Source organism: Marinimicrobium sp. C6131 (assembly GCF_026153455.1).
Taxonomy (GTDB): Bacteria; Pseudomonadota; Gammaproteobacteria; order Pseudomonadales; family Cellvibrionaceae; genus Marinimicrobium.
Window position 1 is genome coordinate 734,891 of sequence record NZ_CP110629.1, and the last position, 26,675, is coordinate 761,565.

Genomic DNA, 26,675 nt, shown 5'->3' on the forward strand with positions numbered 1-26,675 from the left:
CGTTTTCCCTCAGAGTCCAGTGGGCGTTTCGGTAACCGAGGAAGCCATTGGCTTCGTCTTCCCTACAGTATTGATCAAGATGCACTTTTTTGGGGCTGGTTGTGGCGGATTTATAGACGATTTGGTTTGTGGATGGGGTTCGGTTATTGCGTTTGGAGATTTAGAGAGAAAAGACCGTCGCAGAATAGCCGTCTGCGACGGTCTCGTTGGCAGGGTTACTGGTAGACCCGCACGTAATCGACATACATGCGTTGGGGGAACTGGCTGGTGCCGTCGGGTTCACCGGGCCAACTGCCGCCGACTGCGATATTCAGCAGGAAGAAGAAGGGGTGGTCGTACACCCAGTTACCGTATTGTTCAACCTGCGTGCGGCTGACGCTGTAGAAGTTGACGTCGTCTACGTACCAGTCGATGCCGTTCTCATCCCACTCCACCGCGTACACGTGGTAGTTGGCGTCGGCGGACTCGCCCAGGTCGTGGGTGCCGTTGATCGGGGTGTCGCCGGAGTAGCCCGGGCCGTGCAGGGCACCGTGGGTGAGGTTGGGTTCGAAGCCCACGTGTTCCATGATGTCGATTTCGCCATTGTTGGGCCAGCCGACCTGGTCGAAGTCATTTCCCATCATCCAGAAGGCGGGCCAGATGCCCTGGGTTTGAGGCAGCTTGATGCGGGCTTCCATGCGCCCGTATTGGAACTCCTGCTTGCCTTTGGAAATCATGCGGGTTGAGGTGTAGCTGCAGTAGCCGTACCAGCAGTCGTAGCCTTGGGGGTTTTCCTGGCGGGCCTCCAGCACCAGTACGTTGCTGTCCACTTCGGGATCGTACTGGATAAAGGCGTTGTCACCGCCGGTGTAGTACTGCAGCTCCTGATTGCCCCAGCCCCAGCCACCGGTCTCAAAGGTCCAGTTATTGCTGTCGATCGTGTCGAACTCGTCGCTCCACACGGGCTGAGGGCCCGGATCGGTGCCGCCGCTGTCCGGTTCGAAGCGCACCCAATTGAGGTTGAAGTCTCCGCTTTGAACATTGACCCGCACAGTGTGTTGCCCGGCGGGCAGAGCGATGGGCCAGGAGGTCAGGGTGGTCCAGCTTTGCCAGCCACCGGTATTGTCGACGGTCTGGGTGCCGACGATTTCAGAGCCGTTCAGGTCGATCGTGAACTGGCCGCCACCGATGTCCGAAGCGACGCGGGAGCTCACCGTGTAGGTGTCGGCGTCCAGATTGATGGTGTATTCCAGCCATTCCCCGGCGTCGATCCAGCCGACATTGTAGCCGCCGCCGTCGTCGGTGCTGGCTTCAATGTCGACATCGCCGCTGCGATAGGCGCCACCCGTGTTGCCTGCCGTGGTGTCGTAGGCGTTGATGTAGTCTTCGGCCTGCAGTGTTTGCGCGCTGACTGTGCCGCCGCCCTGGCCGTAAATTTCCAGCTCCCAGATGGAATAGCCCCATTCATTACCAGCACTGCGGCTGATGCCGTTCATGCGCACGTAGCGGAAGTCGCCCGCGACGTTGAGGGTATCCGTTCGGTCTCCGAAGGTGCCGCCGGTTTCTGTGGCCAGCGTCGTCCAGTTACCCCCGTCGTTGGAGCCGAGTATCTGGTAGGTGTCGGCGTTGGCCGCTTCCCAGTGAATGACGACGCTGGACAGGGCGTACTGTTGTCCGAGGTCGATGGTGATGTGGGATGGGTCAGTCTGCGCCGCTGAGGCCCAGCGGGTGTTGGGATCGCCATCAATGGCGTTGCTGGCCGCCAGATCCTGAGTGCTGGCGGAGGCTGTGGCGTTTAGTGCCAGGTTGTCGTTTTGTGCCTGAACGCTGACGCTGATCATGAGCAGCAGTGCGCTGAAAAGCGCGGGAAGGTTTCGATACATCATTATTATCCTCGCTGTGCAAGTGAGTTTTATTGAGATGGCCGTTAAACGGCATTGTCAGCTAAGCACAGAAGGTGAGCGAGGGTTTCCCACTTTGGGGTAGGGGCGGAAAGTGGGGCTTGCGAATGGTTGAAAGTGTGGGGTGAGTCACAGGGTAAGGTGGATAAGGGGCCAACGGCCCCTTATCCACCTTTATCCACCAATTACCTTAAAACTCGCTGGTGCAGGTTTCGCCACGGAATGCCTGAGCGACGCCTTCCAGGGCGGGCTTGGCACTCAAGTCGGCGTTGAACAGCAGCGGCCAGACGTCGTCGTAGTCATTACCGGTGGCGTTGGCGAACTGGTTCATCAGCCAGCTTTCGTCATCGGTAAGGCCCCAGACGGTGAAGCCGCCGCGCAGGTTTGCCGGAACAACCTCCAGGTAAACTTCGGCGATTTCACAGAACCGCAGCTTCTGGGCGCCGGCCAGTTCAGCGTCGTAGGTCAGCGTGTCCGGCGCATTGCCTCCGTAGGGATTGACCACGGCGACATCCAGCTCGGTGATCTTCACTTTCAGTTCCATGTCCACCACGTCCTGGAAAGCGTCCCGGAAGTTGGCGATACTCGGGTAGTCCATATAAGCGTGCATCTGAAAACCGACGCCATCGATAAGGCCCAGGCCGTCGAGGTGCTCGGCAATCTCCAGGGTCTTGGCCAGGCGGCCGGCGTTGGCAGTGTTGTCGTAGTCGTTGTAGTACAGGTCGACGTCCGGCTGGGTGTTGCGTGCGGCCTGGTACATTACTTCGATGTACTCGGGCACTTCGCCTTCAGCCGGCGGCGCGTAGTTGTAGAACAGCGAGTGGCGCCATCCGTCGGCAGTGCTGGTATCCACCGCTTCGTTGACAACGTCCCAACTGACCACCACTTCGGGATCAAAATGGTTGAGGATGCCTTCGACGTGGGCCGTCAGCATATCCTGCCAACCCTCGCTGTAAGTCTCCATAAACTCGGGCACTTGATAGTCGGGGTGCCAGAGCAGGGCGTGGCCGTGTACGGTCATGCCGTTGCTCTGGGCAAAGTTGACCAGCTCATCGGCATCCTCGAAGGTGAAGGTGTCTTCGGTCGGATGCAGGTAACTCATCTTCATGATGTTGCCAGCGGTGAGCTGGTTGAAGTGAGTGGCAATGACATCCTGACGTTCAGTGGCATCGCTGTGATTGAAAATACTGTAGTTTTCGTTGGCGGCCGAAACGGCGACGCCGACCGGGAAGTTGGTGGGTGCTTTCGCATACAGGTTGTAATCAGCGGTTACGCTGAAAACACTGGGTTCGCTACTGCTACTGGAGCTTTCGCTGCTCGATTCACTCGACGACGAACTGGAAGAGCTTGAGGATGAGCTTGAAGGCCGCTCTGGAAATTCCAGCTCCGGGCCGCTGTCGCTGCCGCCACAGGCGGACAGGCCCAGCGCCATCAGGACGGTGGTGAGCAGAGTAAAGCGGTTTTTCGTTGCGATTGACATGGGGTCACCTGGTTAGTGTTATTGAATTGTGCGAACCGGGGCTAAAGCCCCGGTTCGTGTTGGTCAATTGCGGTAAAAATCCAGTTTGCCGATTAGCGGTTCAGGTACTCCATTAACCACTGCATGGCGGGGCGTTGCTCACCGTCGCTGGTCATCAGGCCGGAACCATCAATCCAGGTGGCGCCCACGATATAGCCCCACAGGGTAATACCGACCACATCGGGATGCTCGTAGAAGACCGGAAAATGCGTCTGCATATACTCGAGTTGCTGCTGGTCATCGGCCTCGCCAATATCGTACTCTGATACGTAGATGGGCAGGCCCAGCTCGGCGATGTTGTCAAGATTGTCCTTGATTTCCTGCGCCGTCCAGACGCGCGGACTGTAAAGGCCGTGTGCCTGAACACCCAGTGCGTCCACGTAACCGGATTCCACCAGAGGAGTGATCAAGTCGATGATCGCCTGGTTGTCCCAGGTCAGGAAGTTGTAGTCGTTGTAGATAAGGATCGTATCCGGGCAGTGCTCGCGTGCCAACTTGAAGGACTCGATAATCCAGTCGTCACCATAGGCGCTTTGTGCGTATTCGGCGGGCGCATGAGTGGGCAGCGCCTCATTGACGACATCCATCATGGCAGTATCTGGGTAGCGTTCACAGTAATCACTGATCCACTCTTCGATTTCCGCGCGCTGTTCCTCTGGGCTCAAGTCCGCAATCCAATTCGGCTGCTGGCTGCCCCATACCAGAACATGGCCTTTAACCGGGATATCGTTGGCACGGGCAAACTCATAGATGGCATCCAGCGGTCCCCAGTTGTACTGATCCCGAGTGCCTTCCACCGAGCCCCACTTGCCTTCGTTTTCCGGGGTAATCTGATCCCAGTACTGCGTAAAATCGGAACGAACAGCGCCATTGGTGGTGATGTTGCCCACGAAGGTTACGGACGTCGGCGTGCTGCTGGAACTACTGCTGCTTGACTCACTCGAGGAGCTGGATGAGGAAGAACTGGATGAGCGGTCGGGAAATTCCAGCTCGGGGCCGCTGTCGCTGCCGCCACAGGCGGACAGGCCCAGCGCCATCAGGGCGGTGGTGAGCAGAGTAAAGCGGTTTTTCGTTACGATTGGCATGGGGTCACCTGGTTATGGTTATTGAATCGGCCGGGCCCGGATCGCTTTATCGGCCCGTTGTAGTCAAATATACCACAAGAGTTCAGGTTGACCAATGGCTGTTGAGCGGGCGCACAAAAAAAGGGGCGCAGCCGCGCCCCTCAAGGGTTTCAGCGCAATAATCTGCCTAGGGGGCGCTGACCCCGCAATTTGATAACGCTGTCCACTGCCCATTTTGGTAGCAGGTGTTATCGCCACTCATGGTCAGGTCAGCGGTCTGGGCGCCACCGTTGTCGTTGAATACGACATTCAGGCCGGTGAGCTCAACGCCGGTGTCGTAGCAGTAAAATCCGTTGTTGGCTTCCAGAGCGACGCCGGGCCAATTGGTATCACCCAGAACACCGCTGGGGCTGGCACTCCAGAAATGCATATGCGGATTGCTGTAGCCGTTGGCGTTGTCATAGCAGACGTAGGTGTTGTCGCTCGGGGTGACCGCACCGGTGATGCGCGCATCGCGGTGGATGGCGGCGGCGGACATGCCGTCCAGGCTGACGTCCACTTGACCCTGGGCGTTCACCCAGAGGATTTCGCCGGAGCAGTTGCCATTGTCGAAATCGCCGTCGATCACGTTGCAGTACTCACCTTCCGGCAGGTTGGTGCTGAAGGTGCGGGTCAGTTGGTTGCCTTCCCGATTGATGACCACAAAGCCGGCATCGCCACGCCCGAAGGCAATCTGATTGCTCCCGTTGTCCCACCAGTTGTTGACCGGCTGATCGCCAACGGCGGAGCGAAACCCCACCATATTGGCGATGGGGCGCCAGCGGTGTTCGCACTTCCAGTCGGAGCCATAGCAGTTCAGGTTACCGTTGTTGTGCACCGGCGCGCTGGGCGGGCCCGCTTCGCTGTCCGAGAAGTCGAAACTGGACATGACTTTTGGGTAGCCGTAGGGCCAGGCGAGCATGAATACGTTGCTCAGGTCATACAGTGAGCCGTCCTTGTAGGTCAGCACATTGCTCCCGCCGGCACCGTGGCCGCGCTGATTGTCGTGGTTGTCGGTAAAGACCACCGCGGAACCGCCGCTGATAAAACCCCAGCTCTCGCCGAAGTTCTGCAGCCAGTTCAGTTGGCCGTTTTTAAATTGATTACCAAGCTCGGCGCTGTATCGGAATTCGGTGACGTCGCCGCCACTCAAATATTCACCGGCGCTGACCGCTTCGCCGCCCAGATCAATTACTTCCTGAAATATATAGGGGTTGCCATTGAGGCGGCTGGTGATGGCGTTAATATCCGTCGGGCTCATATGTTTGGACGCATCCAGGCGAAAGCCTTTGACGCCGATGTTGATCAGGTCATTCAGATAGTTCGCCAGGGTTTGCCGGACATACTCTGCTCCCGTGTCCAGGTCCGGTAGGCCTACCAGCCGACAGTTTCGCACGGCCCAGGCATTGCTCGCGTAATCGCTTCCGCTGATGTCGCAGGGTGCATGGAAGTCATTTGTGGAGAATTCCGGGTAGCTGGTGCCGTAGGAATAATTGCTGCCGTTGGTGCCCACACCGGAACCGGCGGCCGTGTGGTTGATGACCGCATCGACGTAGATGTTCACACCGGCCGCGTCACAACGTTGCACCATATCGATAAATTCAGCGCGGGTGCCGCTGCGGCTATTGTCGATGGAGAAGCTGACCGGCTGGTACCGGGTCCACCATGCGTCGCCCTGGATGTGCTCCTGGGGCGGAGACACCTGAATGCCGGCATAGCCTTTGGGTCCCAGGTGCTGTTCACACTCGGTGGCAATATCGCTCCAGCGCCATTCAAACAGGTGAACAAACGTATCCCCGGGAGCCGGTTGGGCAAAGCTGCCGGACGTACTCAACGCGGCGATCGACAGAGCGCCGCCAAGCCAGTGACGCAATCGTGAAAGTAAGTGGTTATTGTGGTTTTGCATAGAACCTCCGTTCTCGAAATGTCTATTGGTGTTATGTTTTTTTTAACTTGCCACATCGCGCAAGTTCGGGAGGTTGGGATGACATCAGCGACTGATTATTGTGGTGTGCGTCGCTCAATGGTCATTGGAAAACCTTTCGGGGCGTTCGGGCAATATGAATACGTATGCAACCTTGGAATGCTCGGGTGTAATCGACCTCAATGTGCACTGTGTCACGCTGACTGAACCAGCCACGATTTTTCAGTGAGGGGACAAACGGCGGTTTTGTTTTTACATGTAAAATTTATGTGGTAGTCTTCTGAGCGAGAATTTGAATTAAGGAGTGAACATGGCCAAGCCCTCTCCCGCGCAGGATTCACCCGGCGCCAGTTCCAACGATGAAACCGAACGCAAGTATCGCGCACCGGCACTTGAGAAAGGTCTCGATGTGCTCGAGTTGTTGGCGCAGGGAGGGGGTCCGTTGACCACATCGCAGATCGCCGCGCAGTTGGGACGGTCCGTGAGCGAATTGTTCCGGATGGTGCTGACTCTGGAGTATCGGGGCTATATCGCGCAGTCCGACAATGGCGAAGGCTACGAGCTCACCAACCATCTGTTTACGCTCGGCATGGCGCAGGCACCGACCCGAACGCTGTTGGATGTCGCATTACCGGTCATGAAGGAGTTGACCCAGGAAGTGGGGCAGTCCTGCCATCTGGTCGTCGCTTCCGGCGATCAGGTCGTGGTGGTGGCGCGTATTGAAAGTCCCCGTGACCTGGGCTTTGCCGTGCGTCTGGGCTACCGGCGCCGGGTTATTGATGCGGCGTCGGGGCTGTTGCTCTACGGGCTGCGTTCGGAACAGGAGCGCGCCGCCTGGCGCCCGATGTTGGTGGCCTCGGATGATCAGGGCCAGCGAATGGCGTCGTTTTTGGTCGAGGCCGAGCAGGCCGCGGCTCAGGGCTATCTGTGTCGTGCCAGCGATTTCGTGGACGGAGTGACCGACGTTGCCTGTCCGGTCATGGGCCGGGAGGGGCCGATTGCTGCGTTGACTGTCCCGTTTATTCAGTGCAAGCCGCTGCCGTGTACCCTGGACGAGGTGTTGGAACGGCTGAAAAATGCCACGGCCCGTATCGGCAGTCAGCTTGGCGGCGTGTAGCGCCGCCTGTTGAATTCCGCCGGGCCTATTGGGCCCAGAGTTTTCCGGTATCGACCAATTCACTGACGAGCGCGAGATCCTGATCGGATCGGGCGCTGGCTTTGAGCTGTTGCGTATCAGGGGCGATGTCGGCACACAGAGACTCCGCCAGCGTCCGAGAACAGGTATGCTGTTCACCGTCCACATAAAGCGTCGCCTGGTCGCCCTCCGCGCAGTACGCGAAGCGGCTGGCCGGATGCCGTTCCAGGTGTGGGGACCGGGTCCAGTCCTGTCCGGTTTCTTCCGGGTCTTCGGGCTCCAGGTCGGGGTATTTGGGCGAGGTCATGTGACGGCCAAACCAGTCTTGAATGGCTTCGGGGGTCAGGTGGCGCTGAATCAGCTCGTCCAACGCGTTCAGAGTGTCCGCGGGAATTTCGCCGGGGTTGTCGGCGGGAGTCAGTGCCGGGTCCCGGTAACGCTGGTCGTTGCTCAGCCGGCTGGCTATATCCTGGCTCAGCTCGGTGAAAATGTCCGCCACACTCGGGGCGCGAAAGCCGATTGAATAGGTGATGCAGTCGTCGCCTTCAGCCGTGCCCCAGTGGGCAACCCCGGGTGGAATGTAGAGCATATCGCCCGGTTCCAGAACCCAGTCCTCCTTACCCTCGAACTCCTGCAGAATGTTCAGGGCGGTCCCTTCCAGCCGGGGGCTCTGGCTGTCGCAGGTCTGACCGATGCGCCAGCGGCGCCGACCCTTGCCTTGCAGCAGGAAAACATCGTAGTAGTCAAAATGCGGGCCGACGCTACCCTGATCCACCGCGTAGCTCACCATGATGTCATCCAGCCGCCAGTCGGGCAGGAAGCGGAAATGGTGTAGCAGTTCCTGAACCTCCGGCACCCATTGATCCACGGCCTGGACCAGCAGGGTCCAGTGACTGGGGGGGAGGGAGGCGAAGTCGTTTTCCTCGAAGGGCCCTTGACGTAGCTCCCAGAGCGTTTTCCCCTGTTCGAGCACCAGGCGCGATTCCACGTCCTCTTCCAGTGCCAGGCCGGCGAGTTCGTCGCCGTCCAGCGGGGATTCAAAACCCGGAAAGGCGTTGCGGATCAGCAGCGGTTTCTGTTGCCAGTAGTCGCGCAGGAAAGTGTCGACGGGCATGTTGCCGAGGTGGATCAGGGGCATGGCTAAATATTCTTCGCCTGCGCTTCGGCATTCCCGATGTAATTACCCGGCGTCAGCGCCCGCATGGCCGCCTTGGCTTCTTCCGGAATATCCAGCCCGTCAACAAAATCATTGAGCACCTGCTGGTTGATGGTCTGCCCACGGGTCAGCGCTTTCAGCTTCTCGTAGGGCTCTTCCACGTTGTAGCGGCGCATGATGGTCTGAATCGGCTCGGCCAGGACTTCCCAGGCATTGTCCAGGTCTTCCGCCAGGCGGGCGCGGTTGATTTCCAGCTTGCCGATACCCTTGAGGGTGGAGGCGTAGGCAATAAAGCTGTAACCAAAACCCACGCCCATGTTGCGCAGGGCGGTGGAGTCTGTCAGGTCGCGCTGCCAGCGGGAAATCGGCAGCTTCTGCGCCAGGTGGGTGAACACTGCGTTGGCCAGCCCCAGGTTACCCTCGGAGTTTTCAAAGTCGATGGGGTTGACCTTGTGGGGCATGGTGGAGGAGCCCACCTCACCGGCGATGGTTTTCTGTTTGAAGTAACCCAGGGAAATATAGCCCCACACGTCCCGGTCAAAGTCGATCAGGATGGTGTTGAACCGGGCAATGGCATCGAACAGCTCGGCGATATAATCGTGGGGCTCGATCTGGGTGGTGTAGGGGTTCCAGGTCAGGCCCAGGCCCTCGACGAAGGTCTGGGCGTTGGCAGCCCAGTCGATGTTCGGGTAGGTGGCCAGGTGGGCGTTGTAGTTGCCCACGGCGCCGTTGATTTTGCCCAGCAGCTCCACCTGTTCAATCTGTTTGATCTGACGGCGTAAGCGGGCCACGACGTTGGCCATTTCCTTACCCACGGTGGTAGGTGAGGCGGTCTGTCCGTGGGTGCGCGAGAGCATGGGGTCGGCGGCGTAGTCGTGGGCCAGCTTGGCGATGGCGTCGGTGATCTGCTGCGCCTGGGTCAGCAACTGCTCGCGACCGGCCTTGAGCATCAGCGCGTGGGACAGGTTGTTGATGTCTTCACTGGTGCAGGCGAAGTGAACGTACTCCAGAACCGCTTCCAGCTCTTTATTACCGGCAAACTGCTTTTTCAGGAAGTATTCCACGGCTTTTACGTCGTGGTTGGTGGTCCGCTCGATCTCTTTGATCTGTTCGGCTTCGACTTCGCTGAAGTTGGCCACGATGGCATCGAGCTGCCGGTGAGTCTCGCTGCTGAAGGCGGGTACCTCGGTAATCTCCGGGTGTTCGCTCAAACGTTGCAGCCAGCGCACTTCCACCGCCACGCGGCAGTGAATCAGGCCGAATTCGCTGAAAACCGCGCGCAGATCGGTGGTTTTACTGCCGTAGCGGCCATCAATGGGGGAAACAGCGTTCAGGGGCGTGAGTTGGTCGAAGGTTGCGGATGCCATGGGAGTCTCTTGCTTGGGTTCAAACGGATTGGAAAAGGCCGGCATTGTACCGGAAAATGGTGGTTCGCGCAGGGGTTGATGGATGTTGCGGGGTTGTTGGTGGATAAGGCCGAAGGCCGTCATCCACCATGACAGTCAACGTAACTCCGCCTTCGCCTCTCGCAACAACCGGTCAACCGTCTGGGCCAACTTCTTGCGCTGGAAAATCAACTGCCACCGGCTGCCGCCCACCTGCCGCCACAAGGTGGCCGAACGGATGCCCGCCAACAACAGGGCCCGGACCTGATTGGCGATGCGGGCCTGCTGCAGATACCCCTGGTCCCCGGTCACCTGAATACGAAAGCGGAAGGTGCTGATGGTTTCCTTGTACAGATCGCCGAGGTTGCCAATCACATTTTCGTGGGTGCTGGAGAACAGCTCGGCCTGCCGGGCCGCCTGCTTCAGCCGCGTGCCCAGTACGCCGAGCATATCTTTCCGGGCACTCAGTTTGCGCTGCAGGTGGAGGACGCCGAGGCTGTAGCGCAGGGCGTCTTTATGGCGCTGGTTCCCGGGCTCCAGCGTCGCCTGCAGAATTTCCAGCCCGGGAATAAGGTTGGCGAGGGTGTTCCCGTACACCGCTCGGGTGTTGGGCGGGTCCATGGCAAACAGGCTCTCGATGGTGCAGCGGTAGGGATCGCTGGGGACGTAGCCGGTTTTGGCCAGTTGTTCCACGAGGCCGGCGGCCTGGAAGAGGCCCGCCAGGGCGATGGTGGCGTTTTCGAGCTTGTCAGTCACGGGGGTGTTGGGTCCTCGTTGGTCGTTAAAATGGTAAGGGCATCATTATGAGGGATGAGGGCCGTTGTTTGGTGGATGACGGCCCTGCGGGCCTTATGCCGCCCGCTCAATCACCGCGCCCCCCAGGCACACATCCCCATCGTACAGCACGACCGATTGCCCGGGGGTGATAGCCCGCTGGGGCTCGTCAAAGGCGATACGCAACCGGTCGCCCTCGACCATCACCTCGCACGCCTGGTCCGCCTGGCGGTAGCGGGTCTTGGCCATGCAGCGGAAAGAGGGGGCCGGGGCCTTGCCGTTGATCCAGTGAATCTGGCTCGCCTCCAGCCCGTTGTTATACAGCAGCGGGTGCTCGCCCTGCACCGCAATCAGCACATTGCGCTCCAGGTCTTTCTGCGCTACAAACCAGGGTGCTTCGCTGGCGCCGGCCACGCCGCCGATGCCCAGGCCCTGGCGCTGGCCAATGGTGTAGTACATCAAGCCGGCATGCTCGCCAATCACCTGGCCTTCGGGGGTCTCGATGGTGCCGGGCTGGGCGGGCAGGTACTGCTGCAGAAAGTCCTTGAAACGGCGCTCACCGATAAAGCAGATGCCGGTGCTGTCTTTCTTCTTGGCCGTCGCCAGGCCGTTCTCTTCGGCGATGCGGCGCACCTGAGGCTTTTCAATGCCACCCAGTGGAAACAGGCTTCGGGCAAACTCGGCTTCCCCCACGGCGTGCAGGAAGTAACTCTGGTCCTTGTTGGGGTCCAGGCCCTTGAGCAAGTGGGTGCGTCCGTCCCGGTCCTCGCGGCGCACATAGTGCCCGGTGGCGATCAGCTCGCCACCGAGCATTTCGGCGTATTCGATGAACACCTTGAACTTGATTTCCCGGTTGCACAGGATATCCGGGTTGGGGGTTCGTCCCGCCTTGTACTCGGCCAGAAAGTGTTCAAACACATTGTCCCAGTACTCGGCGGCAAAATTGGCGGTGTGCAGCGTGATGCCGAGCCGGTCGGCCACGCGCTGGGCGTCCGCCAGATCGTCTTTGGCGGTGCAGTATTCGGTGCCGTCGTCCTCATCCCAGTTTTTCATGAACAGGCCTTCGACCTGATAGCCTTGCTGCTGCAGGATCAGGGCCGTGACCGAGGAGTCGACGCCGCCGGACATGCCGACGATGACGCGGGGTTTGGTTGCTGCTGTCATGATAATCCGGTGTTGTTCAATCAGTTGTGCCGCCGGGGGTTCAGGAGCTCCAGTGGATACCGTTTGCCACTGAGGTATTCATCAACGGCGTCCAGGACCATTGGGCTGCGCCACTGCGCTTCGCAGGCCAGTAGCTCGTCCCGGGTCAGCCAGCGCGGTTCAATGATGCCACGATCCAGTGGCTGCTCGGGAATTTCCTTCAGCGCTTCCGCGGCAAAGGTGTGACGCAGATAGGTCACGCCATTGGCCGGTGCGTTGTACAGGCTGATGCTCAGCAGGGCGGTTGGCTTTACCAGCCAGCGGGTTTCCTCGAGGGTTTCCCGGATTGCCGCCTCGACCAGCGTTTCCCCGGGTTCCAGGTGGCCGGCGGGCTGGTTGTAGACAACCCGGTCCTCGGCGTGTTCAAACACAAACAAGAAGCGGCCATCCCGCTCCACCACGGTGGCCACGGTCACGTGGGGTGCCCAGGTCATAGAGGTCCTTGTTGTCGGGGATCAGCGAACGAAAGGCACAGTTTACCGGATTTGGCGACTGGCGGCACGGGCCGGCGTGTTATGCAGGGTGGATAGGGGGCGTCAGCCCCGTCATCCACCGCTTGCGAGTTACAACCGTTTACAGGATCTTGGGCTCCCTGTCGGCCAGATAATGGGGCCGTGGGGCCTGTCCGCTAAAAGGCGCTTCCAGCTCGTTTTCCGTGCTGTTGTACACAAACATCAACAACGCCCGGGGGTCGCCGGAAATATTGTCCGGTGAGCCGTGCAGGATGTTGCACTCGTGCAGCACCAGGGTGCCGGCTTTGCCATAAACCCCTTCAATGCTGTGGTCTTTCAGCAGCGTCTGTAACGATTCTCTGCCGGGTACGCCGGCAACCTGCTTTTTCAGGGACTTGCGGTAGTTCTTCTCTTCGGTGGTGCCGCCGCAGGACACATAGTGTTTGTGGGAACCGGGAATCACATACAGCGGGCCGTTGTACTCATGGTTATCGGTGAGCATGATCCAGGCGGTAACGGCCCGCATGTGACGCATGCCGTCCTCGACGTGCCAGGTTTCAAAATCCGAGTGCCAGGCAAAGGAGCGGCCCTTGAAGGCGGGCTTTCGGTTGATGCGCGACTGGGTGACGTACACATCGGAGCCGAGAATCTGCTTTACCGGCTCCAGAATGCGCGGGTCCCGGGCGATGCGGGTGATAGTCTCGCTGTAGGCGTGGGGCTTGAAGATGGTGCGCAGCTCACCGCTGTCGGGTTCGGTGTACAACTCTTCCCGACCGGCCATCGTGGTTTTGAGGGTCTCAGCTTCGCCGCGAATGGCGTCGAGCGTGTCCTCCATACGGCCGGGGAGGGTGAGAAAGCCCTTTTGTTCATAGTGCGCCAGTTGGTCGTCGGACAGCGCGTGCGGACTGTTGCTCTGGCCATCGCCGTATATGACCGGGTCGATGCGCGGTATGATGTGTTCGGCGTCGCCAGTGCGGGACGGGTAGGGGTCGTATCGTTTAAGCAAGGTCATTCCTCCTTAATTCACTGTCATCATTCGCAGGAATCAATCGGTTCACTAAAGAAGAAAGCTTTGGCCAAGCCTGCGCTGGGGAGATAGGGTCGATGGGTGCGGCGTTCAACCCCCGAATTTATTTAAAAAATCAATCATCAAAAATACAGTCATAGCTCAATAAAGTGAAAAGACGGGTAAAGTCCTTGGGACCCTGTCGGTGGAACCGCTAGTATTCAGGTATAAAAAAAGATCCATTAACAATAAATACGACAACAAGGTGAGAGAGATGATTCGAGTGATCCGAGCTCGGCTACGGCATTGGCTGGTAGCCTTCCTGACGGTTTTTCCCCTAATGGCCCTGGCCGAGGGGCCCTCCCGCGCTGAAATCGAGGCGACCATGAAAGAGGCCACCCGCTTTATGCGCGAGGAGGTCAGTTTTCGTGGGGGGTATCTCTGGTCCTACCTGCCCGATTTTTCCCGGGTGTGGGGGGAGTTGGAAGCCAGGCGCACCATGATCTGGATTCAGCCTCCGGGGACGGCGACGGTGGGGCACCTTTACCTCGATGCACTGGCAGCCACCGGTGATCGCTATTACTACGAGGCGGCGCAGGAGGTGGCGAATGCCCTGATCTGGGCGCAGCATCCCTCGGGCGGCTGGAACTATGTGGCGGACTACGCCGGCGAAGAGTCCCTGAAGCACTGGTACAACACTGTGGGGAAAAACGCCTGGCGTCTGGAGGAGTTCCAGCATTATTACGGAAACGCCACCTTTGATGATGCCGGCACCATGGAGTCGGCCAAATTTCTCCTGCGGCTGTACATGACTGAGCGTGACCCCCGGTATCGTCCGGCCCTGGAGCGCGCGATCCAGTTTGTTCTCGACAGCCAATACCCGATCGGAGGCTGGCCCCAGCGGTATCCCCTGCGCTACGAGCACTCCAAAGACGGTCAGCCGGACTACACCTCGTTTATCACGTTCAACGATGATGTGGCACAAGAGAACATTGAGTTCCTGCTGTTGTGCTATCAGGCGTTGGGGCGGTCGGATCTGCGCGAGCCGGTGATCCGGGCCATGAACAGCTTCCTGGTCACCCGGATGGGGCCACCCCAACCGGGTTGGGCGATGCAATATACGCTGGAGCTCGAGCCTGCCGGTGCCAGAACCTACGAGCCCAAATCTGTCTCACCGGGCACGACCGCGGCCAATATCTATCAGCTGATCACATTTTACCGGTTGACGGGAGAGACCAAATTCCTGGCTCCCATTCCGGCCGCTCTGGACTGGCTCGACCGGGTGCGCCTGCCGGCGCGTGAGCAGCGGGATGGACGCACACACCCCACCTTCGTGGAGATCGGTACCGGAAAAGCCCTGCACACACACCGGCGGGGCTCCAATGTGAGCAACGGTGAGTATTTTGTCGACTACAACCCGGATAACGCCCTGTCTCACTACCGCTCCACACGTCATATCGATGTTGAGGCGTTGAGGTCACTGTATCGGACGGTTAAAGCCATGCCCCGGGAGGAAGCAACCAGGGGGTCGCCTCTGCTTGAGCCGCAGAGTGCGGATTTGCCCCGGTTTTTCACTTTGGGCAATGTCAGCGTGTCCGATCTCAATACCCGCGCTCAGGAGCCGGTGGATACCGGCGACTTGGCGTCCGATGCGGCCCGGTTGCGCTCGGCCCTGAATGATGAGGGCTACTGGCCGACGCCCCTGCATTTTACGTCCAACCCCTATATCGGGCCGGCGCCGAAGACCGCCGCAGAGGGAGATTTTGGCAGTCGACATGTGGGAGACCAGTGGGATACTTCGCCCTATCGGGCCGAGGAACCCGTCATGGGAATTTCCACGGGGGCGTTTATCAGAAACATGGGGGTGTTGATTCGCTATCTGGAGGCGCAGAGCGAGTGATGGCGCGGCTCACGCCATTTGCGCAGACCGGGAAACTCTGGCAAGGTTGACGACTTTAGTGTTTTCAGCCCTCGGGGAAGGTGTCGGTCGGGTTAGCGAAGCGTAACCCGACGAACCACCGCCTTGCGCTTTTTGTCGGATTACGCGCTGCGCGCTGATCCGACCTACGGGTGGGGAGGGTAAAAAAAGGTTTGCAATTGAGACCGGTTTGGGCAAAATTGCGCGCCTTTCACACATCTTTCCCTCCGGTTCCCGGAGGGCTTGCCAACGTTAAACAGAGGTAGGTTGCTGCATTGACTCAATCCAATGATTCCCAGACCTGGTCGGCACGCCATTCATCTGAGCTGTATGGCATCGAAGAGTGGGGAGGCGGCTATTTCGGCGTCTCGCCCGAGGGTGAAGTGGTGGTGCGCTCACCCAGTAATGGGCAGGCGGGAGCGACGGTATCCCTGATGGATGTCGCCCACGGATTGCAACAGCGCGGTCTGGAAATGCCGGTGCTGCTGCGACTGGAGAATCTGGTGGACAGCCGCATCAGCATCCTGAACGAGTCTTTTGCGCAGGCGATGGAGACCACCGGCTACCAGGGCTGTTACCGGGGCGCCTTTCCGATCAAGGTGAACCAGCAGAGCCATATCGTGGCGGAGATTGCCCGCTTCGGCGAGCGTTACAACCACGGCCTGGAGGCGGGCAGTAAGGCCGAGCTGATGATCGCCCTGTCGACCCTGCAGAACCGGGAAAGCCTGATCATCTGCAATGGCTACAAAGACGCCGAGTTCATTGACCTCGGGTTGCAGGCCCGCAAGTTGGGCTTCAAATGTTTTTTCGTGCTCGAAACACCCGCCGAAGTGCCCCTCATCATCGAGCGCAGCCGCGCCCTGGGCGTTGATCCGCTCATTGGTGCGCGGCTTAAACTGTCGACCAAGGTCGAGGGACATTGGAGCGAAGACAGCGGCGACCGCAGCCTGTTCGGTCTCACCGCCATCCAACTGGTGGAAGTGGTGGACAGCCTGCGCGAGGCGGGCCTGTTGCACTGCTTCCAGTTGCTGCACTTTCACCTGGGCTCCCAGATTCCCAACATTCGCAGTATCCGGGCCGGCGTTTTCGAAGCGTGCCGCTATTACATTGACCTGGTGGCCGAAGGCGCGCCGTTGGGCTATATGGACCTCGGCGGCGGTCTGGCCATCGACTACGACGGCACCTGCAGCACCAGCGGGCACAGCCGGAACTACTCCGTGCAGGAATATTGCGTGGACGTGGTCGAGGCCATCCAGCAGGCGCTGGATCCCCACGACATTGAGCACCCGGTCATTGTCACCGAATCCGGACGGGCCACTGTGGCCCATACGTCGGTACTGCTGTTCAATATTCTGGATGTGGGGCACTTTGATCCGACGCCGTTGCCGGAGGCTCTGCCGGAAGACAGCCATGCCCAACTGGCCAACCTGTGGCACGCGATTCGGGTCATTTCGACCAACAACCTGCAGGAAAGCTATAACGACGTCACTTATTACCGGGATCAGATCCGCGACATGTTTCACCGTGGCGAAATCAGCCTTCGGGAGCGCGCGTTCGGGGAAAACCTGTACCTGGCCGGCCTGCAGAAAATTGCCACCTTGCTGCCGGACCTCAAGCGCATACCGCCGGAACTGGAAACCCTGCCGCAACAACTGGCGGACATTTACTACGGCAACTTCAGCGTATTCCAGTCACTGCCGGATTCCTGGGCCATTGAGCAGGTGTTTCCGGTCATGCCGATCCACCGGCTCAATGAAAAACCCACCCGGCAGGCGATCATTGCCGATCTGACGTGCGACTGTGATGGCAAGCTGGATCGTTTTGCGGGGCCGCACGGCAATACGGAAACCCTGTCCGTGCATCCGGTCAAAGCCAGCGAAGAATATTATCTGGGGGTATTCCTGGTCGGGGCCTATCAGGAAACCCTGGGCGATCTGCACAACCTGTTTGGCGACACCAACGTGGCGAGCATTCGCATCAACAGCGAAGGTGGCATGGAGTTTGTCCACGAGCTGCATGGCGACAGCATCGCCGATGTATTGAGCTATGTGGAATACGATCCGCAGGCCATGTTCAAGCAGTTCCGTGCCACCGCCGAACAGGCCGTGCGCGACGGGCGCATTTCGGTGTCCGACCGGCAGGAAATGTTGGCGGCCTTTACCGACAGTTTGCGGGGTTATACGTATTTCGAGCGGTGAAATATTGGTGGATGACGGAGCTGCGCTCCTTATCCACCCCACCTCGTGACCGCCCTATCAGATTTGCACCATCCTCAGAGGAGCTAAAAGGTATGGCAAAAGTACTCATCATTGGCGCCGGTGGCGTCGGCGGCGTGGTTACCCACAAATGCGCCCAGGTCCCCGAAGTGTTTGAAGAAATCGTGCTCGCCAGCCGCACCGAAGCCAAGTGCAAGGCCATTGCCGAGCAGATCGAGCGACCGATCAAAACCGCCCAGGTGGATGCGGACAACGTCCCTGAATTGGTGGCGCTGCTGAACCGGGAGAAGCCGGACCTGGTGATCAACGTGGCCCTGCCGTACCAGGACCTGACCATCATGGACGCCTGCCTCGAAGCCGGCGTGCACTACCTGGACACCGCCAACTACGAACCGCCGGGTGAAGCCAAGTTCGAGTACAGCTGGCAGTGGGCCTATCAGGACAAATTCGTGAAGGCGGGCAAAATGGCACTGCTGGGCTCGGGGTTCGACCCGGGGGTGACCAACGTCTACACCGCCTATATCAAAAAACACCATCTGGATGAGATTCACACCCTGGATATCATCGACTGCAATGCGGGCGATCATGGCCATCCTTTTGCCACCAACTTCAACCCGGAAATCAACATCCGGGAAGTGACCGCCAAAGGCCGTTACTGGGAAAACGGTGGCTGGAAGGAAACCGATCCGCTGAGCGAGAAGCGCTCCTTCGATTTCCCGCACGGCATCGGGCCGAAAAACTGTTACCTGATGTACCACGAGGAGCTGGAGTCCATCACCAAGCACTTCCCGGAAATCAAGCGGGCCCGCTTCTGGATGACCTTTTCCGACAACTACCTGAAGCACCTGGAGGTGCTCGAGAACGTGGGCATGACCTCCATTGAGCCGGTCAACTTCGAGGGCAAGGAAATCATTCCGCTGCAGTTCTTGAAGGCCCTGCTGCCGGATCCGGCCAGCCTCGGCCCGCGCACCAAGGGTAAGACCTGCATCGGCTGTCTGGCGCAGGGCACCAAAGATGGCAAGCCCAAGACGGTGTACATCTACAACATCTGTGACCACGAGACCTGTTACGCGGAAGTGAAGTCCCAGGCCATTTCCTACACCACCGGTGTACCCGCCATGATCGGTGCCAAAATGATGCTGGAAGGCAAGTGGATGAAAGAGGGGGTGTGGAACATGGAGCAGTTGGACCCGGATCCGTTCATGGAGGATCTGAACCAGTATGGTTTGCCCTGGCAAGTGGAAGAAGTCACCCAGAAAACCGGTATGGAAGACTGATGACGGCAACGTTCCATCACTTTGACCCTCAGCGCGTTCCATCCCCCTGTTTCGTGGTGGATGTCGCCGCGGTGGAGGAGAACCTGAAACTCCTCAACCGTGTGCAGCGCGAGAGCGGCGCCAAGGTGTTGGCGGCGCTCAAGGCGTTTTCCTGCTGGCGCCTGGGGGATCTGACCGCGCGCTACCTGTCCGGCACCTGTGCCAGTGGCCTGCACGAAGCGCGCCTGGGGCGGGAATACTACGGCGGTGAGGTGCATACCTACTCGGCGGCGTTCCGGGAGTCGGACCTGAAGGAGATTCTCGACATCTCCGATCACGTGGTGTTCAACTCCTTCAGCCAGTGGCGCCGGTTTCGCGATCTGGCCCTGGCCGCTCAGCGGCGTCGCCCGCAGTTGCGTTTTGGTCTGCGGATCAATCCGGAACACTCGGAGGGCGAAGTTCCCTTATACGACCCCTGTGCACCGGGGTCGCGGATGGGCGTGCCGGCCAGCCGTTTCGAGCCAGACCTGCTCGAAGGGATTTCCGGCCTGCATTTTCACACCCTCTGCGAGCAGGATGTGCCGCCGCTGGAGCGCACGGTCAAAGCGGTTGAGGAAAAGTTTGGCCCCTGGCTGGCGCAGATGGAGTGGGTGAACTTCGGTGGTGGCCACCATATTACCCAGCCGGGTTACCAGGTGGATGCCCTGATTGAGCTCATCAAGGACTTCAGTCGTCGTCACGATGTGCAGGTCTACCTTGAGCCCGGCGAGGCCGTGGCGATCCATACCGGGGTGCTGGTGGCAGAGGTTCTGGACATCACCTGGAACCAACTGGACCAGGCCATTCTGGACACCTCGGCGACCTGTCATATGCCGGATACCCTGGAAATGCCGTATCGCGCGGATATCTGGGGTGCCGGAGAGCCCGGAGAGTTCGCCCATACCTATCGATTGGGCGGCATGACCTGCCTGGCGGGGGACGTGATGGGGGATTACAGTTTTGCCGAGCCGCTCAGGGTAGGGCAGCGCTTGCTGTTTGACGATATGTCCCACTACACCATGGTGAAGACCTCCACCTTCAATGGCATTCCTTTGCCATCGATCGCGTTGTGGGATTCCCGCACGGATGAACTGGAGGTGGTGCGTCAGTTCGGTTACGAGGATTTCAAGACCCGCCTGTCCTGAACGGCGGGTCGGTGGGCCGACCCGTTACTCGTTATCGCCATCCATGGTGTCGCGCATTTCATCAGCCGCCTCGCGGCTCTTCTCCTTGGTGGTTTCCCAGCCTTCCTGCATGGTATCACCCGCCTCGTCCGCGCCTTCGCGAATGGTATCCCCGGCCTCGTCGGCCTTTTCCCGGGTGGCTTCCCAGGCCTCTCCAGAGGCTTCCTTGGTTTCTTCCCAGGCTTCGCGGGTGGTCTCGCGGGTTTCCTCGGCCGCTTCTTCCACGGTATTGTCGGCTTCTTCCTGTGAGCAGCCGGTAGCCATTCCGGCCATCAATGTCAGACTGGCGAGCCAGATAAGCGTTTTCATAGCATCAACTCCTGTGATTGGGTTCTTGTTGGACGTAGTGTTTGCCCGGAGCGTGCGATCACGCTCACGGACAGTGTGACGACGCTGAACCACAAGCGTTCCGTCGGTTTGTGTGAACTGGCCTGCAAAAGCGGCCAATGGCCGCGAACAGGCTTATAGAGTGTAGTTCGTCCATTGGTGCTTGCAAGCCTTTGCTATCGGTGCCGGCGTTTTTTTTATACAATGGCCGCTGTCGATAGATCGGTCATTTAAGGTGGTTTTCAGATATGACGATTGAGCAGTTTGAAAGTTGGTCGTTGGTCCTGGGAATTGGCGGCCTGATACTTTTCATGCTGTTTATCGTGTGGGATCTGGCGAAGTCCTCCAAAGCGGGGCGTTTTGGCACCTTCATATTGTTCCTGGCCCTGGCGCTCGGGTTGGCCGGTTTTCTGATCAAGACCATCCTGGTTGAAGTCATCAATCCATAATATCGTTCGGGAAGGCCGCGCATGCTGCAACTGTTCGTTCCCACCTCCAAAGTCCAGAAAGATCGCCAGATCATGCGCGACACCGATGCCCGGGTCGCCAAGTACAGCCGTCGCGGGTTGGTGCTCAACTTTATCGTCGCGGTCTCCTGTCTGGTGTTTGGTGACTTTTTCCAGAACTACCAGAATCTGTCGATTGTCCTGATTGTCGGCCTGCTGCTGGTCACCTTGCTGCGCGCTTACTACCTGTTCCGTTTCGACACCCTCTACGCCCGGGCACCAGCCCGTTGGCGCAACCAGTATTTCTTCGCGTCTTTTCTCGGGGCCGGCTGGTGGGCTTTCATTCTGGTGAGCCTGACCTGGCTGATCGGGATGCGGGACGAAACCCTGATCATGTGGCTGTATTCGGTGGTGTTTTACTCCAGTGTGGCCAATGTCTTTGCGCCCTACCGGCGCTTTCTCACCACCTATCTGTTCATCGGTCAGGTTCCCGCCGCGCTGACCGCCGTGCTCCTGTTCAGCGTCGAGGGCTACCTGTACGGCAGTATCATGCTGGTGTTTTACACCATGCTGAGTCACCAGGCCAAAGTAACCTCCAATACCTACTGGGAGCGGCTGGAGGCCAACTACGCGCTGCGCGAGCGGGCCAAAGGGCTGGAGTTCGAGCAGCGTAGCTCCAAGGCAGCCATTGAGCTGAAAAATGAGTTTCTGGTCAATCTGGGGCAGGAGTTTCGCTCCTCGTTGAATGACATTCTGGGCACCCTGGCTCTGGTCGATGACGAGCAGATGTCCGAGCGTCACCGGGAGCTGTTGTTGCTCGCCAGCAAGGCCGCTGAGCGGCAACTGGACCTGGTCAATAACGTGGTGGATTTCTCCAAGATCACCACCAAATCCCTCGAGCTGGAAAAAGTACCCTTCAATCTGCGGCGCCTGCTGGAAAAGCTGGTTCAGGACTTTGCGTTGGAGGCGCACCAGCAGGGGATTGAACTGAACTATGTGTTTGATCAGGATCTCCCGCGGAGAGTCGAGGGCGATGCGACCCGCCTGGGGCAGATCTTCGGTACCCTGATGACCTATGCGGTCAAGCACTCGGGCATGGCGCAGATCTTCGTGGAGGCCGCGTTTCATCCCGGTGAAAATGAAACCGGTGAATTGCAGTTGGTCATCAGTGACGCCTCCCGGGCCGCCCAGGAAGACGACAGTGATGAGCGCACCGATCAGAATCTGCGCGGTATCGGCCTGTCCATCTGTAAAGGGCTGGCCGAGTGCATGGGCGGCAGCGTCAACCTTGTGGAGAACCGGGAATCCGGCAAGCGTATCGTCATCAATGTGCAGTTGGATGTGGTGGCTTATCAGGATGTAGGGCAGGCGGAACAGCGCCTGCGTGGCAAACGCATTCTGCTGGTGGACATTCCTGAAGTGGTGGCGTTGGATCTGGTGGACCAACTGGCACGTTGGGGCATGAAGGCGTCCCGGGTGTATGGTCACGCGCAAGCGCTAAAACAGCTGAAGGCGGCCGCGGATAACGATCAGAAGAATGACCTGGTACTGATCTACAACAAGCTGGACAGCTTCGATGCCCTGACCCTGTCCCGGGACATCGCAAAGGAGCCGTCGCTGAGCGCTCTGCCCCAGGTGATCGCCATGAGCCTGCTGCAACGCGACAGTGAGGAGGCCCGAGCCCATCTTCACAATTATCCGCAGGTCAGTTGCATTGAAAAGCCCATCATGCATCGCAAATTGTATGAGACGCTGGTGCATCGTCTGCTGAGCCATGACACCTCCGAAGCACTGCTGGCGGAAGAAGAGGATGACGGAGTCAGTCCCGTGGTCGGGCGCAAGGTCTTGTTGGTTGAAGACCAGCGGGTCAGTCAGATGGTGGTATCCGGTATGCTGAAAAAGCTCGGCTGTCAGGTGCATGTGGCGAGTAATGGAAAAGAGGCGTTATCAGCCATTGAAAAGGAAAAGTTTGACCTGGTGCTGATGGACTGCGACATGCCCGAGCTGGACGGGATTGCCGCGACCGAGCGAATTCGTGAAAGTGAATCCAGCGACGGAGGCCGACATCTGCCGGTGGTGGCCATGACCTCCTTCACCGCCGATGAAGATCAGGCGCGTTGCCGGGCGGCCGGCATGGACGATCACATCAGCAAACCTCTGCGTTACGAAGCCCTGCAGAGCCACCTGGAGCAGTGGTTGGGGCGGGGCAGGGACTGACGCTGCCCGACGTGATGGTTCGAGACCTTCTGCGCCCGGTTCCACTGGGCATCTATTTTCTGTCGTTCGCTATCGGTGTGGTGGGGGCACTCGTGCTCCCCACCTTCAGCGTGTTTCTGGCCAAGGAGCTGGGGGTTCGTCCGCTCCTGGTTGGTATTCCCTTTACCGGACTGGCCTTGGCCAGCATTGGCTACAATCACTGGATAGGACTCTGGTCCGACAGACTGCCGGACCGACGGCCGCTGGTGGCCGGGTTCTGTCTGGTGGGCGTATTGTCCTGCGTGATCTTTGCCCTCACCCGGCAGTATTGGCTGGTGGCCTTTTCGGCGGTGGCGCTGTTCAGTCTCGGAATGGTCGCTTACTCCCAGATGCTCGCCTACAGCCTGGACTATGCCGAGCGTCAACTGCCGGTTGCCCGGATTCCGCTGTTCAATGCCATCGTCCGTGCCCAGATCGCGATCGCCTGGGTAGCCGGGCCTCCGACCGGGTTTCTGCTGGCGAGCTATTACGGCTTCAGCACGATGTACTGGTTTGCCGCCGCCCTGTTCGCATTGGTGGGGCTGTCGAGCCTGAAACTCCTGCCTCGTCTGGCGGATGCCCCACGGCCGTCCGCGGCGGATGCGGGGCTCAATCCGGTCGACACACCCCGCACCGGGGGCTCGGCGGTCACCCCGGCCCGGCGCGCGCTGATCTTCTGTCTGATCGCGTTTTCCCTGATGTGGTGTGTGAATAACGCCTACCTGATCGCACTGCCTTTGCACCTGGACAATCATCTCGGGATCGGAACGGAGTGGGTCGGCTGGATCATGGGCACGGCCGCCCTGCTGGAAGTGCCGGTGATGCTTCTTGCCGGGCTTCTGGGAGCGCGCATCAACCTGATGGTCATGGTGCGTCTTGCGGGGGTGGCGGGTTTTCTGCTGTACGCCGGCGTGCTGTATGCCAGTGAGTTGTGGCACTTGTTTGCCCTGCAGTTGTTTAACGCCATCTTTATCGGGGTTCTCGCCGGACTCGGGGTATCGGTCATCCAGTCGCTGATGCCCGGGCGTTCGGGCAGTGCCTCGGCGCTCTACACCAACACCACGCACCTGGGCAATCTGCTCAGTAGTCTGCAAGTGGCGTTGGTGGCCGACTGGTTCGGCTATGGCGCGGTCTTCTGGGTCAGCCTGGCAGTGGTGATTCTGGCGATGGCGGTGTTTCTGGGCGTTCGTCCGGCGTCGGCCGGGCACTCCGCTCGGCCGGCACCAGGCTCAGCAACGTAGCGCCGCTTTCGGCTATTGCCTCACGACCGGCGACGAAGGGCTGAAGGTGGCCACTGTCCGATATGCTGAACAGCACCAGCGTGCCTTTGGTTTTGGTCCTTCTGAATTCTTCGTAGGTAAATTCGTCGGTCAGCCGAGTGGCCCGGATTTCGGCGCCTTCGCCGATCAGGCTGGCCAACTTGGCATAGGTGATCCGTTCCGCAAATAGCGTGGCGCCCTTTAGGTCGTCAGAAACGTGGTGCTTTTCGGCCTTGTGGTTCTCCGAGGTGTGGCGGATGGTGTACACATTGTCGCGCCCGAACTCATTGCGAAAATGCATACAGGCGATCACATTCAATTCCCGCAGTGGCGACATGGCCAGCAATTGCCCGATACCGGTCAGCTCCAGGCGCTGGTTGGCATACTCGGAGGTGGGGTTGCCGTAAAACGTGCGCAGCCCCGCCATCCGAGCCGTGCGGATATTGTCCCAGTTGGAATCGCACACCAGCACCGGCAGCTTTTGTTCACTGAGCGCCTTGCCAATGGTCCTCGCCACCGAGTTGGCGCCGAGAATCAACACCCCTCTCGGTTCCGGCTCCACGGCCTTCAGGGCCCGGGCGAGGGGACGGGCGGTCGCACTTTGGAACACCACTGTGCCGAGAATCACCGCAAACGTCAGAGGCAGCAGCCAGTGTGCGTCGGGGTGGCCCTGTTCGGCCAGGCGCAGGGCAAACAGCGCCGACACCGCCGCCGCCACAATACCGCGCGGGGCTATCCAACTGAGCACGATGCGCTCGCGCCAGTTGACCGGAGAGCCCAGGGTGGCGAAGGCCACGGATATCGGGCGGGCGACGAACTGGATCACCAGCAGCAACAGCAGGGGCGCCAGGGTGAAAATGCCGAGCAGTTGCTCCCGGGGCAAGCGCGCGGCAAGAATGATGAACAGCCCGGAAATAAACAGGATGGTCAGGTTTTCCTTGAAGTTGAGGATGTTGTGGATGCGCACGTCCTTCTGGTTGCCCAGCCACATGCCCATCACCGTAACCCCCAGCAGACCGGACTCGTGCGCCAGATGGTTGCAGAAGGTGAACACCATGAACACCAGGCTGAGCGTGGCGAGATTGTGCAGGTACTCAGGCAGCCACTGGCGGGCCAGAATTCTGCCCAGCAGGTAACCGGCGGCCAGCCCGATTGCCAGGCCGACCACAATGATCTCAAGGAACAACAGGACGCTGTGGCCGAAGGCGGCCGCCTGGCTTTGGGTGGCAATAAACTCGTACACCACAACCACCAGCAACGCCCCCACCGGGTCAATGACAATCCCTTCCCAGCGCAGAATATTGGCCACCCGAGCCGAGGGGCGGACGCTGCGCAGTAGCGGGGTGATCACCGTCGGACCGGTCACCACCATCAGGGCACCGAACAGAATACTGAGGTCCCAACCGATACCGAACAGGTAGTGGGTGGTCACCGCGACAATCGCCCAGGTGATGGGGGCGGCAACGGTAATCATGCGACGCACCACGGTACTCAGGCTGCCGAGCTCCCGGAAGCTGAGGGTCAGACTGCCTTCGAACAGGATGACCGCGACCGCGAGCGAGACCAGGGGAAAGAGCAGGTCGCCAAAGAGCGCGTCCGGGTCCAGCCAGCCGCCGATGGGCCCCAATATCAGGCCCGTGACCAGCAGAAACAGAATGGCCGGTAGTCGGGCTTGCCAAGCCGCCCATTGGCACATCAGGGCGGCGATGCCGATCAGGGCAATCGCGAGTCCGGCATTTTCCATAGTCACTATCCTTTTGTGTGAGCGGCGTCGTCCGCGATCAATGCCTGCAGTTGTTCATCCGTCAGCGCGTCGAGCCGGGCGCGCAACCGGGCTTCAATATCCGGCAGGCTGGCCTGGATCACCTCGTCAATCAGTATCGCCCGGGACACCAGGCCGTCGGCGGGAGTGTCTGTGCGGGGTTGAGCCGATGCATTCGCCGCGAGTTCCTCCACCAGCGGCGGTGGCCGATTACCGTGCAGACGGGCCCGAATATGCTCCGGCAGAAAGGGGTTTTCACCCGAGGCCCGGGTAATACTGGCTGGGCGGGGTTTGGCCGCGGGCGCTCTGGTCGACGCGGGGGGCTGAAACAGAGAGGTCTGCCGGGGGCGATCCTGCGGTACCGGTTCTATGGCCTCAATCACCTCGCTGAGTATGGGAATGTCATCGTCGTCCTGCAACAGTCCTTTGATGGATTCCAGCTCATCCAGAAGCGTCTCTTTGGTATCGCCTTTGCGCTCGGCCATGGCTGCACGCT

20 protein-coding genes and 1 pseudogene are annotated in these 26,675 nt (G+C 59.5%); 8 read left to right on the forward strand and 13 right to left on the reverse strand.

Annotated features, from left to right (window positions below; genetic code table 11):
- Nucleotides 1–215 precede the first annotated feature (215 nt).
- From OOT55_RS03120 to OOT55_RS03135, 4 genes and pseudogenes are all read right to left on the reverse strand, one after another.
- On the reverse strand, nucleotides 216–1,865 hold the full coding sequence (locus OOT55_RS03120) for a family 16 glycosylhydrolase (protein WP_265367702.1): 1,650 nt from the start codon (nucleotides 1,863–1,865) through the stop codon (nucleotides 216–218).
- A gap of 205 nt (nucleotides 1,866–2,070) precedes the next feature.
- Nucleotides 2,071–3,360: an endo-1,4-beta-xylanase gene (locus OOT55_RS03125; RefSeq protein ID WP_265367703.1), complete on the reverse strand. Its 1,290-nt coding sequence runs from the start codon at nucleotides 3,358–3,360 to the stop codon at nucleotides 2,071–2,073.
- 92 nt (nucleotides 3,361–3,452) lie between these two features.
- A pseudogene (locus OOT55_RS03130) lies at nucleotides 3,453–4,376 on the reverse strand (endo-1,4-beta-xylanase); the annotation flags it as partial.
- Between the two features lie 274 nt (nucleotides 4,377–4,650).
- Nucleotides 4,651–6,408 (reverse strand): starch-binding protein, encoded by a 1,758-nt coding sequence (locus OOT55_RS03135; RefSeq protein WP_265367704.1) that lies wholly within the window; start codon nucleotides 6,406–6,408, stop codon nucleotides 4,651–4,653.
- Between the two features lie 328 nt (nucleotides 6,409–6,736).
- Here OOT55_RS03135 and OOT55_RS03140 point away from each other — a divergent pair, with 328 nt between their 5' ends.
- Nucleotides 6,737–7,543: an IclR family transcriptional regulator gene (locus tag OOT55_RS03140; RefSeq protein ID WP_265367705.1), complete on the forward strand. Its 807-nt coding sequence runs from the start codon at nucleotides 6,737–6,739 to the stop codon at nucleotides 7,541–7,543.
- A 25-nt stretch (nucleotides 7,544–7,568) separates the two neighbouring features.
- Here the strand turns inward: OOT55_RS03140 and OOT55_RS03145 are convergent, their stop codons facing one another.
- The 6 genes from OOT55_RS03145 to OOT55_RS03170 form a co-directional block, all read right to left on the reverse strand.
- On the reverse strand, nucleotides 7,569–8,699 hold the full coding sequence (locus tag OOT55_RS03145; RefSeq protein WP_265367706.1) for a cupin domain-containing protein: 1,131 nt from the start codon (nucleotides 8,697–8,699) through the stop codon (nucleotides 7,569–7,571).
- 2 nt (nucleotides 8,700–8,701) lie between these two features.
- Nucleotides 8,702–10,084, reverse strand: a complete 1,383-nt coding sequence (gene purB, locus OOT55_RS03150) for an adenylosuccinate lyase (protein WP_265367707.1) — start codon at nucleotides 10,082–10,084, stop codon at nucleotides 8,702–8,704.
- Nucleotides 10,085–10,219: 135 nt separating this feature from the next.
- Nucleotides 10,220–10,858, reverse strand: a complete 639-nt coding sequence (gene hflD, locus OOT55_RS03155) for a high frequency lysogenization protein HflD (RefSeq protein ID WP_265367708.1) — start codon at nucleotides 10,856–10,858, stop codon at nucleotides 10,220–10,222.
- Between the two features lie 93 nt (nucleotides 10,859–10,951).
- Nucleotides 10,952–12,040 carry a tRNA 2-thiouridine(34) synthase MnmA gene (mnmA, locus tag OOT55_RS03160; RefSeq protein ID WP_265367709.1) on the reverse strand — a complete coding sequence of 363 codons (1,089 nt, stop codon included), beginning with the start codon at nucleotides 12,038–12,040 and terminating at the stop codon, nucleotides 10,952–10,954.
- Nucleotides 12,041–12,060: 20 nt separating this feature from the next.
- Complete coding sequence (locus OOT55_RS03165) at nucleotides 12,061–12,513, reverse strand: NUDIX hydrolase (protein WP_265367710.1); 453 nt, start codon at nucleotides 12,511–12,513, stop codon at nucleotides 12,061–12,063.
- 139 nt (nucleotides 12,514–12,652) lie between these two features.
- Nucleotides 12,653–13,537, reverse strand: coding sequence for a phytanoyl-CoA dioxygenase family protein (locus OOT55_RS03170; protein WP_265367711.1), 885 nt, complete (start codon nucleotides 13,535–13,537; stop codon nucleotides 12,653–12,655).
- Between the two features lie 274 nt (nucleotides 13,538–13,811).
- Between OOT55_RS03170 and OOT55_RS03175 the strand changes: the two genes are divergently transcribed.
- The 4 genes from OOT55_RS03175 (at nucleotide 13,812) to nspC (ending at nucleotide 20,111) form a co-directional block, all read left to right on the forward strand.
- Nucleotides 13,812–15,437, forward strand: a complete 1,626-nt coding sequence (locus OOT55_RS03175; RefSeq protein WP_265367712.1) for a pectate lyase — start codon at nucleotides 13,812–13,814, stop codon at nucleotides 15,435–15,437.
- 293 nt (nucleotides 15,438–15,730) lie between these two features.
- The gene (gene speA, locus OOT55_RS03180) at nucleotides 15,731–17,653 is read left to right on the forward strand and encodes a biosynthetic arginine decarboxylase (RefSeq protein WP_265367713.1); all 1,923 of its coding nucleotides are present in this window, start codon (nucleotides 15,731–15,733) and stop codon (nucleotides 17,651–17,653) included.
- Between the two features lie 92 nt (nucleotides 17,654–17,745).
- Entirely contained in the window at nucleotides 17,746–18,948 is a 1,203-nt protein-coding gene (locus tag OOT55_RS03185; RefSeq protein WP_265367714.1) for a saccharopine dehydrogenase family protein, read from the forward strand.
- Complete coding sequence (nspC, locus tag OOT55_RS03190; RefSeq protein WP_265367715.1) at nucleotides 18,948–20,111, forward strand: carboxynorspermidine decarboxylase; 1,164 nt, start codon at nucleotides 18,948–18,950, stop codon at nucleotides 20,109–20,111. Before OOT55_RS03185 ends, nspC begins: the two co-directional genes overlap by 1 nt.
- A gap of 24 nt (nucleotides 20,112–20,135) precedes the next feature.
- Here the strand turns inward: nspC and OOT55_RS03195 are convergent, their stop codons facing one another.
- Nucleotides 20,136–20,459: a hypothetical protein gene (locus tag OOT55_RS03195; RefSeq protein WP_265367716.1), complete on the reverse strand. Its 324-nt coding sequence runs from the start codon at nucleotides 20,457–20,459 to the stop codon at nucleotides 20,136–20,138.
- Nucleotides 20,460–20,725: 266 nt separating this feature from the next.
- Here OOT55_RS03195 and OOT55_RS03200 point away from each other — a divergent pair, with 266 nt between their 5' ends.
- Genes OOT55_RS03200 through OOT55_RS03210 form a run of 3 tightly spaced genes read left to right on the forward strand, consistent with a single transcriptional unit; the run spans nucleotide 20,726 to nucleotide 24,399 of the window.
- Complete coding sequence (locus OOT55_RS03200; protein ID WP_265367717.1) at nucleotides 20,726–20,926, forward strand: DUF2788 domain-containing protein; 201 nt, start codon at nucleotides 20,726–20,728, stop codon at nucleotides 20,924–20,926.
- A 21-nt stretch (nucleotides 20,927–20,947) separates the two neighbouring features.
- On the forward strand, nucleotides 20,948–23,140 hold the full coding sequence (locus OOT55_RS03205; RefSeq protein WP_265367718.1) for a response regulator: 2,193 nt from the start codon (nucleotides 20,948–20,950) through the stop codon (nucleotides 23,138–23,140).
- Nucleotides 23,141–23,154: 14 nt separating this feature from the next.
- Nucleotides 23,155–24,399 carry a sugar efflux transporter gene (locus OOT55_RS03210; RefSeq protein ID WP_265368776.1) on the forward strand — a complete coding sequence of 415 codons (1,245 nt, stop codon included), beginning with the start codon at nucleotides 23,155–23,157 and terminating at the stop codon, nucleotides 24,397–24,399.
- Here the strand turns inward: OOT55_RS03210 and OOT55_RS03215 are convergent.
- Nucleotides 24,299–26,161, reverse strand: coding sequence for a cation:proton antiporter (locus OOT55_RS03215; RefSeq protein ID WP_265367719.1), 1,863 nt, complete (start codon nucleotides 26,159–26,161; stop codon nucleotides 24,299–24,301). The genes OOT55_RS03210 and OOT55_RS03215 overlap by 101 nt on opposite strands.
- A gap of 5 nt (nucleotides 26,162–26,166) precedes the next feature.
- Nucleotides 26,167–26,664 carry a hypothetical protein gene (locus tag OOT55_RS03220; RefSeq protein ID WP_265367720.1) on the reverse strand — a complete coding sequence of 166 codons (498 nt, stop codon included), beginning with the start codon at nucleotides 26,662–26,664 and terminating at the stop codon, nucleotides 26,167–26,169.
- Nucleotides 26,665–26,675: the final 11 nt, after the last annotated feature.